Annotated in this window: 6 protein-coding genes; 3 read left to right on the forward strand and 3 right to left on the reverse strand. The window is 29.2% G+C overall.

Annotated elements, in window-relative coordinates; translation table 11 throughout:
- Positions 1 to 66 precede the first annotated feature (66 nt).
- The 3 genes from QM536_04950 to selD all read right to left on the reverse strand — a co-directional run bounded on the left by QM536_04950 (position 67) and on the right by selD (position 4,290).
- Positions 67 to 2,139 carry a glycosyltransferase family 39 protein gene (locus QM536_04950; protein ID MDI9356360.1) on the reverse strand — a complete coding sequence of 691 codons (2,073 nt, stop codon included), beginning with the start codon at positions 2,137 to 2,139 and terminating at the stop codon, positions 67 to 69.
- A gap of 84 nt (positions 2,140 to 2,223) precedes the next feature.
- Positions 2,224 to 3,084 carry a lysophospholipid acyltransferase family protein gene (locus tag QM536_04955; protein MDI9356361.1) on the reverse strand — a complete coding sequence of 287 codons (861 nt, stop codon included), beginning with the start codon at positions 3,082 to 3,084 and terminating at the stop codon, positions 2,224 to 2,226.
- A gap of 141 nt (positions 3,085 to 3,225) precedes the next feature.
- Positions 3,226 to 4,290: a selenide, water dikinase SelD gene (selD, locus tag QM536_04960; GenBank protein MDI9356362.1), complete on the reverse strand. Its 1,065-nt coding sequence runs from the start codon at positions 4,288 to 4,290 to the stop codon at positions 3,226 to 3,228.
- A gap of 353 nt (positions 4,291 to 4,643) precedes the next feature.
- On the opposite strand from selD, the gene QM536_04965 reads away from it, so the two are divergent.
- The 3 genes from QM536_04965 to QM536_04975 all read left to right on the forward strand — a co-directional run.
- Entirely contained in the window at positions 4,644 to 5,339 is a 696-nt protein-coding gene (locus QM536_04965; GenBank protein MDI9356363.1) for a GDSL-type esterase/lipase family protein, read from the forward strand.
- A gap of 50 nt (positions 5,340 to 5,389) precedes the next feature.
- The gene (locus tag QM536_04970) at positions 5,390 to 6,358 is read left to right on the forward strand and encodes a VWA domain-containing protein (protein ID MDI9356364.1); all 969 of its coding nucleotides are present in this window, start codon (positions 5,390 to 5,392) and stop codon (positions 6,356 to 6,358) included.
- Positions 6,355 to 6,979 (forward strand): tetratricopeptide repeat protein (locus QM536_04975; GenBank protein MDI9356365.1); only part of this gene is annotated, 625 nt, incomplete at its 3' end. The genes QM536_04970 and QM536_04975, both read left to right, overlap by 4 nt.

Consider the following 6,979-nt stretch of genomic DNA (forward strand, 5'->3'; position numbering starts at 1 on the left):
AGTTGTTCTCTAATTACTTCCGGAAATACTGGAGTATGTAGAAAATTTGTTGCAAGCACATCTCAATTAAAAAGAGATATTTGGGTATTGAGCGGAGAGATCTATTCCTCTTTGTTTCAAAAATGCTAAATACTTTTGAGCATCATCTATTTCATTTTTATAGATATACACATCTACCAAATTTTTATATGCTTCTAAAAAATCAGGATTTATCTCTATACATTTTTTTAATGCAGTTTCATATTCAGCTATATTGCCCGTGTTATAAGCAATAATAGCGAGAGAAAAATATCCTTCCACTAACTGCGGATTTATTTCTAATGTTTTTGATATATATATTCTCGCAGAATCATAATGCATTTTTCTGCTTGATAAAGTAGAAAGCGCATAATATGCTTGCCATAGATTGGGGTTGATAGCAATTGCTTTCTTGTAAAATAATGAAGCACTATCATTTTTTTCTCCTTGATACAGAGCCGCAATATTATAGAGAGCTTCATACTTTTGATTATTGGCATTATAGGACTGCTTGTAGAATTTTTTTGCTCTCGTATTTTGTTTTTCCATTTCAGAAATACTGCCTAAATAATAATTTGCATCTACGTGAGTAGGATTCATCTGTAATGTCTCTTCAAAAAACATCTTCGCACTATCATATTTTTTTTCTTGGTAATATAGCACCCCTATTGCATTTTGAACTGCGTATTCCGTCTTATCTATTCGATATGCTTGTAAAAGATTCTTTTTCGCTAAATCAAATTTTTGATTATCAAAATAATATTTGCCCAAAGAACGCCATCCTGTTCGGTGTTGCGGAGATGTTTTAGCAGCATTTCCCCAAAATGTTTCTGCGTTTCTAAAATTATTACTATGAATGTATGCTAGTATACCTAAAATAATACATAGCCCTATCCCTATTTTAACAATAAAAGACATTCTTTTTTCGGTAATAATTCCTTTTTTTTGATATGCAGCAAATACAATATTCAATAAAATAATCCATGAAATAGCTGGCAAATAAGTCCTATGTTCCAAATAATCACTTACGTGCCCGTCTCGTATAAAAACCATTGCAGAGGGAAGTAAAAATATCATCCACCAAACTAATATCCATAGTAATGATTTGAAAGAAAATTTTTCTTTATAAAGAAACAGGAAAATACAGAGATATAAACAAATTCCTATCACGGTAGAAAAGACAGAAAAGCTCGCCCAAGTAGAAAGAAAGAAAGGAAAAAAAAATTTAGTAAGAGGATCCACTACTATAGGAAGGTTGCGGACAAAAGATTCAAAACCTATTTGAATATCCGCTGTTATATATCCATTTTGAGATGCTTCTTTAAATGCATACCAGCGAAATACATACCAAATCAGTATTACACATATCCAACCGAAGCAGAGTAAGAGAATAGAAGCTCGTTTTTCTTTTCTATCTACAAAAGAATCACTTAGAAACACATAAAGTCCGCAGACAATGGGTAATCCCATAGTGGTTTCTTTTGTAAAAAATGCAAACAAAAAGAAAAATAAATGTAAAAAATAAAAAAATATTTTCTTTTTCTGCAAAAATTCAAAAAAATAAATGAGAGAAAGAAGTATAAAAATGCTCAAAAGAGAATCATTACGTCCAAATATCCACGCAACCGCCTGAGCAAACAAAGGATGGACTGTAAAAAGAAGTGTAGTTAAAAATGCAAATACTTTTTCAAAATGTAATACCCGTAAAAGTTTATATAAAAGACAGCATGCCAAAATATGATAGAGTATATTAGATACATGATAGAAAAGAGGTGATGTTTTCCCTATTTGAAAATCTATAATAAAAGATCCAAAAAGAACGGGTCTATAATAATCTAATAGTTTAGAATGCACGAATCCTTTCCACAGATTTGATATTTCACTAAAATATGCTTGCTGTTCTACTATATATCCCGAGTCATCAAAATCAACATATACAAAAAAAATTGCTGAAAAATACAAAATAAAAGAAACAATAAAAATAATACCGTAGTACCATTTTTCTGAAATATCACGGAGCAAAAAAGTTCCTGTATTATATATTTTTTTTTCTGTATTTGATTCTTTCGGAGAATATTTTTCGTATCCTTTATTTTTTGGTTTTTGGTGAATATGTTTCATAAGTATTAAAAAAATAGAAAGTGTATTTTTCCTAAAAAATTATGGTAAAAATTTTGGAATAAGGGAGTCGTTTTCAGATGGTATTCATATATTATTAGGATAATGCTTCCATCTGTTATGAGACCAAAGCCAATACTCTGGTTTTTCATATATTTGCTGTTCTAAAAATTTCGCAAACATAGGTAAAATAGAAATAGTGTCTTTATTTTTTTTATTGTATGGTGGCGAAGAAAGGGGGATTATCTCTATCTCGTAGTATCCTCTTTTAATAGGATTTACTTTTATATATACAGATGGGAATCCTGTAATTTTAGGAAGATTTTCTACACCTTTATAAAAAGGGGTTTGCATACCCAAAAAATCTATCCAATCTTTTGGAACCCCTAATTCAGGAGATTGGTCGGCTACTATTCCATAAATACAAGGAGTCGTATTATTTTTTATTATTTCTCTTACAGCTTTATCTTTTTCTATGACTTTTCCTCCTTTACTAGCCCGAATAAGCATCATAAGTTTTTCAAAAAAAGGAGAGCGAATTTTTTTATAAACCACATGCACAGGGTATCCTAATTGTAGAGTGCCTGCAAGAGAAATAAGTTCCCAATTTCCATAATGAGAAGTAAGAGCTATTATTGGCTTCTGTTCTTTTTGTACTATATGTTTTATATATTCGGGATTGATATATTTTCCTCTTTTACAAAGCTCCGCATCACTTATCGTCATAAGTTTTATGGTTTCTACTACAATATCTCCCATATAGTAATAAAACTTTTTATATATTTTTTGTATATCTTGTTCATTTTTGTGAGGAAATACTTTTTTTATATTCTCTAAAATTATTTTTTTTCTATACCGAAAAAAATAATAATTGAAAAAACCAATCCAAAAAGATAGTACATACAAAACCGAAAAAGGAAGACGAGAAAAAAATCTCAGAAACCACATAATACTCTTTCTATTATTTTATTTGTAAAAAAGAGAGTGTTTTGCACTCACACAAAAATACCATCCTTGCAAAATTACCTCGAAAAGCTGCTTTTGAAACATTATAATAATGACTTTTCGTAGTAAAATCGCTTATATTTTTTATTTTTTATACACTATTGGATCCTTTATCTTCACAATGTATGTATCATTTTTAGGCGTTAACTTACCAATAGGAGATAAATCATATCCATGTTTTCTCATAAAGTTTTCAAACTCAATTCTAAAAATGACATCTACGGCTATAAGAAGCCCACCACATGTTTGAGGATCTGTAAGAATCACTCTTTGATTTTTAGATAAATAAGGTGCTACTTTTTCAGAATAACTGTCCCAGTTTCTATCCGAACTACCGGTAACAAATCCATCATTTATATACTGATCTATAAATGGTAGAATAGGTATTTTATCAAAATCTATTTCCGCAGAAAGATCACTAGCCTCGCAGAGCTCTATAAGATGTCCTAAAAACCCAAACCCTGTAACATCTGTCATCGCTTCTACATATTTTTGACCACCCAAAAACTCTCCTACTGTATTAAAAGTATACAGTAATTTTTTGACTTCTTCAAAATGTTTTTCATCTGCCGCCATTTTTTTATTGGCATTAGCCATAATACCAATTCCTAAAGGCTTAGTAAGATAGAGAATGGAATTTTTTTTACCATGAGAATTTGTTTTAATATTAGGAATAGTAGAAATTCCTGTAACAGCAAGTCCAAAAATTGGTTCCATAGTATCTATACTATGCCCTCCAGCTATTGGTATATTTACGGATTCACACGCCTTCTTTGCTCCATCCATAACTTTTGCCGCAATATCTACATCTAACAAGTCAACAGGCCATCCTAATGTAGCTAAAGCCATTATAGGTTTACCGCCCATAGCATATATATCGTTAATAGCATTGACAGAGGCAATATACCCAAAATCAAAAGGGTTATCTACTATTGGGGTAAAGAAATCAGTAGTACTTAATATACAAATACCCCCACCAATATCATATACCGCAGCATCATCGTTAGTTTTATTTCCTATAAGTAATGCAGGATAATATTTCGTATCTAATTCTTTTTTTATAATGGATTCTAACATAAGCGGTGATATTTTACAACCGCATCCCCCCCCGTGTGTATACTGTGTTAATCTTATTGTTTCTTCTTTCATACTATCTGATTTAATAATCTAATTATATTCTTGTATTTATAGCTAAATTAAAAATAAAAAAATCTATATACTTTTCAGTAAATAAAACCACTTAGTTATAACTTCACTTAATAATTTTATTTAAAATACTTTTTTTTGAAAAATTTAGAATTTTATTTAGATTTTTACAATACAGAATATTATAAATGATATAAAATTGCTTTTTTTTTATAAAATTCTCATTTTATGTTTTAATAATCTTTAAGAAATTAAAAAACGCAAAAAATCATTTTTTGTTTTGAATAAAGATAGATTTAAAAACCACACTTAAATACATTACATCCTAAAATACATTCATAATTTATTATTTAAAAATGCACAAAATATTTATAGCATGGTATATTCCATGTTTTGGAATATTTCACGTAGAAGCACAAAGTAAATCTACAAATCAAAGGTTATATGACACAGTACCCTATATTATAGAGCATAATAAAAATCGTCAAGATATGTTTGCAAAAGAAAAAAATATAATAGGAGCAACTGTTTTTTTAGGCAACAGTATTACAGAAGGAGGAAATTGGAAAAAAATGCTATCCGATAGCACAGTTGTAAATAGAGGTATCGGAGGAGACATAACTTTTGGTATATTACAGAGATTACCCGAAATAATAGAAAAAAAACCTTCTAAATTATTTCTAAAAATAGGAATTAATGACATAGCAAAAGATATTCCTGATACAGTAATTGCCGAAAACGTAAGAAAAATCATACTCATATTCCAAAAAAAATCACCTAAAACACAAATATTTATACAAAGCATCTTACCCATAAACTCAAATTACCCTGGATTTCCTCAACATTACGATAAACAAGAACATGTTATCCTTACAAATAAATACTTAAAGGATATTACAAAAGATACAGGCGTCACATTTATAGATTTATTCCCATATTTTTTAGATTCTCAAAAATTACTTGACAAAAAATATACATACGACGGATTACATCTCAATCAAGAAGGGTATAATTTATGGACACATATTTTGAAAAAAAATGGATACCTCTAAAATATATTTGAAAAATAAGCGGAACATTAAAAAATAATAAAACTTACACTATGAATTTTACACATTTTGGTTTTTTTGAAACAATACTTGTTTTTTTATTTGTATTTTTTTATATACTCTATTTTAATCGTGTCTTTCGTTTAAGAACACCATTAGGAAATGGATATAAAAACATGCTTAAAAAACTCCCATTACGGATTATATACTTTAGCTTATTTCTCATAGCACTGCTCTCACCTTCTTTCGGAGGAGAAAAAAGAGAAATAAAAGCCATAGGAAAAGATATTTTTATCTGTATAGATCTCTCAGAATCTATGAATGCCTCAGATATCCAACCAACCCGACTAGAAAAATTAAAATTTGAAATAAAAAAAATAGCAGAAAACTTTCATTCAGATAGAATAGGAATTATTATGTTTTCTAGTGAAGCTTTTATGCAATGCCCACTTACCAACGACTTATCAGCACTTTCACTCTTTATAGAAACACTTAATACAAATTTAGTACCAAATACAGGAACGGACTTCGGCCCCCCTCTCAAAATGGCAAATGAAAAACTGAATGACGAACAACAAGCAAGCACAAAAGACCAAAAATCAAAAATACTCATTCTTATGAGCGATGGAGAAGACTTTGGAGAAGAAACATCTGAAATAATAGAAAAAATACAAGAAGCAAATATAAAGCTATTCCCATTAGGAATAGGAACAGAAAAAGGAAGTAAAATTAAAACAGAAAACGGATTTAAAAAAGATAAAGACGGGCAGGATGTCATCACAAAACTGAACCCCTCATCTCTCAAAAAACTAGCAGAAAAAACAGGAGGAAAATACTTCGAAATAAATGAAAACCAAAATGATGTCCCACGACTCATAAATGCTATTTCTTCCATAGAAGGAGAACTGAGAGAAGTAAAAAAAGTGGACGTTACCACTAATAAATATTATTACTTCCTTTCTATCGGCATAATATTACTCATTATAGACCTATTAATACATATAAAAATATTTAAAATATGAAATTATTACTCGTCATTTTTATGTTTCTAACATCCGATTATGATATAAATAAAATATCTAAATCTAACAGATTAAAAAAAGAAGCAGAAACAGCATTTAAAGAAAAGGACTATGCCACAGCAATAGAAAAATATACATATCTAATAGATACCCTCGGAGTAAACGATGATAAACTATATCTTAACCTTGCCCATGCATATTTCCAAAAAAAAGATTCCCTTAAAGCTTCTCAATTCTACCAAAAACTTATATTTCAAAATGATAATCTATTAAAATCTACAGCGTTAAATCAATTAGGAATAATTAGTAGTAAAATGGGAAATAAACCAGAAGCTCTACAATATCTTAAAGAAGCAATGAAAGCAAATCCATCTAACGAAGAAGCAAGATATAATTATCAACTATTAAAACTACAAAAAGACGAACACAAAGACGATAAAAACAAGAATAATAAAAACGACAAAAATAAAGATAATAAAGAACAACAAAACAAAGAACAACAAAACAAAGAACAACAAAACAAAGAACAACAAAATAAAGAACAACAAAACAAAGAACAACAAAACAAAGAACAACAAAACAAAGAACAACAAAACAAAGAACAACAAAACAAAGAACAAC

It is taken from the genome of Chitinophagaceae bacterium (assembly GCA_030053935.1).
Lineage (GTDB): Bacteria > Bacteroidota > Bacteroidia > Cytophagales > JASGCU01 > JASGCU01.